The sequence below is a fragment of the Streptomyces sp. CC208A genome (assembly GCF_030010625.1).
Taxonomy (GTDB): domain Bacteria; phylum Actinomycetota; class Actinomycetes; order Streptomycetales; family Streptomycetaceae; genus Streptomyces.
The window spans coordinates 1-425 of record NZ_JASCXN010000122.1 but is presented as its reverse complement, the minus strand read 5'-3'; the positions used below and the strand labels follow the sequence as shown (position 1 = coordinate 425).

The following is a 425-nucleotide window of genomic DNA, read 5'->3' as shown; positions in this document are numbered from 1 at the left end:
CGCGACCGCTTCGGCTTCACCGCCCACATGGAGTTCTACGAGCCGCACGAGCTGGAGCGGGTCGTGACCCGCTCGGCCGGGCTCCTCGACGTGACGATCGACCCGGCGGGCGCCGCCGAGATCGCCGGCCGCTCCCGCGGCACCCCCCGCATCGCCAACCGGCTGCTGCGCCGCGTCCGCGACTATGCCCAGGTGAAGGCCGACGGAGTGGTCACCCGGGAGATCGCCGCCGCCGCCCTCGGCGTGTACGAGGTGGACGGCCGCGGCCTCGACCGCCTCGACCGGGCCGTCCTCGAAGCCCTCCTGAAGCTCTTCGGCGGCGGGCCCGTCGGCCTGTCCACCCTCGCGGTCGCCGTGGGGGAGGAGCGCGAGACCGTCGAGGAGGTCGCCGAGCCCTTCCTCGTACGGGAGGGGCTCCTGGCCCG

1 protein-coding gene is annotated in these 425 nt (G+C 75.3%); it reads left to right on the top strand.

Features of this window, described 5'->3' with window-relative positions; translation table 11 throughout:
* Window positions 1-425, top strand: a 425-nt coding sequence (locus QK442_RS36270; RefSeq protein WP_282698401.1) for a Holliday junction DNA helicase RuvB C-terminal domain-containing protein, incomplete at both ends; no start/stop codon positions are given.